This window comes from Nocardia sp. NPDC051756, from assembly GCF_040681495.1.
Taxonomy (GTDB): domain Bacteria; phylum Actinomycetota; class Actinomycetes; order Mycobacteriales; family Mycobacteriaceae; genus Nocardia.
Map to the genome: position 1 here is coordinate 1 of NZ_JBFAYV010000040.1, position 1,600 is coordinate 1,600.

The window sequence follows — 1,600 nt, forward strand, 5'->3', positions numbered from 1 at the left end:
TGTTACAAAGTTCCCCATAACACCTGATTTATTGTAAAATGTAATAAAAAAGAATGCGAGGACAACAGATGAATCATTTTAAGGGCAAACAATTCCAAAAAGACGTGATTATTATCTCTGTTGGGTATTATCTTCGCTATAATTTGAGTTATCGTGATGTTCAAGAGATGTTATATGATCGTGGCATGGTTCTGTTGCAAAATTCAAAAATGAAAAGCAATGAATGTTAAGTCCTAGATGTTTTATGCAGGAATACCCATTAATACCTTAATTTCAGTCGACACCGAAAATCCGAAGAGCGTTCCATTTCTTCGGTTCTTTTTGTATATTCCTCGAATTGTTTCCATGCCCTTAATCATGGTTGAGGCAGTTCGTAGACTTCGATAAAATTTATTGCGTCGTTTGATTGGTCGATGGTCTTGCTCAATGAGGTTATTGAGATACTTCACGGTTCGATGCTCTGTCTTAGTATATAAACCGTTACTCTGTAACTTTCTAAATGCAGAACCAATAGAGGGCGCTTTATCCGTGACAATTACTCTTGGTTGACCAAACTGTTTATGTAGTCGTTTCAAGAACGCATAAGCAGCTTGAGTATCCCGTTTCTTGCGTAGCCAAATATCCAGTGTCATGCCTTCTGAGTCGATTGCACGATAGAGATAATGCCACTTCCCTTTAATTTTAATATAAGTTTCGTCCATTTTCCACGAATAAAAGGACTGTCTATTTTTCTTTTTCCAGATTTGATAGATCAGCTTACCATATTCTTGAACCCAACGGTAAATTGTTGTGTGAGAAACGTTAATGCCACGATCATAAAGGAGTTCTTGAATTTCACGATAGCTTAGATTGTAACGTAGATAATAACCAACAGCGACAATAATCACATCTTTTTGAAATTGTTTACCTTTAAAATAGTTCATTGATATATCCTCGCTGTCATTTTTATTCATTTTACACTAAAATAGACTTATCAGAAAACTTTGCAACAGAACCGATTTCTCAATCTTAGGTTTCACGATTTCAACATCACGAATTTCAACTGTCAACTGTTTTTCCTCACCAGTTTTAGTTTTTCCTGTTACTTGCATAAAGACTCTCCTTGCTATTTCACTAATATAAGAACGCAAACTCTGACATTTGCGCCCCTAAAATAAAAAAGACCTAAGTCGTTTTAATATACTTAAGTCTTCACTACTCAAAATAGAATAATTTTTCAAATTCTATATCCAACGCTATACAAAGTAATAATGCTAATTTAGCAGATGGAACGTACTCATAGGTTTCTATATTGCTAATTGTCTGTCTCGAAACACCAACAATTTTAGCCAAATTACTCTGGTTTATTTGTTTTTCAGCACGAGCCACTTTTAACCTATTCTTTAACTCAAGTTTTCCTTTATCCCTCATTTAAAAATTCCACTCATTAAATTCCAGCCCATCACAGAAACAGCAATTAATAATACTACAATTACTATGATGTTAGTCATCGACCTCTTCTTTTTGCCGCGATCCGCCGTCCCGCCCTACGCCCGATCGCGGACCGCTTCACCGAAGCCACCCGCACGATGTATACCCACTACACCGACCCAGCGACCGC

Annotated in this window: 2 protein-coding genes and 1 pseudogene; 1 reads left to right on the plus strand and 2 read right to left on the minus strand. The window is 36.6% G+C overall.

Annotation, left to right across the window (positions count from 1 at the left end; all coding sequences use genetic code 11):
* Window positions 1–68: 68 nt before the first annotated feature.
* Window positions 69–188 (plus strand): annotated as a pseudogene (locus tag AB0M22_RS45660) (IS6 family transposase); the annotation flags it as partial.
* Window positions 189–242: 54 nt separating this feature from the next.
* Here AB0M22_RS45660 and AB0M22_RS45665 read toward each other — a convergent pair.
* Both AB0M22_RS45665 and AB0M22_RS45670 read right to left on the minus strand, forming a co-directional pair.
* Window positions 243–923: an IS6 family transposase gene (locus AB0M22_RS45665; protein WP_364740335.1), complete on the minus strand. Its 681-nt coding sequence runs from the start codon at window positions 921–923 to the stop codon at window positions 243–245.
* Between the two features lie 271 nt (window positions 924–1,194).
* Entirely contained in the window at window positions 1,195–1,410 is a 216-nt protein-coding gene (locus tag AB0M22_RS45670) for a helix-turn-helix transcriptional regulator (protein ID WP_101913440.1), read from the minus strand.
* Window positions 1,411–1,600 lie beyond the last annotated feature (190 nt).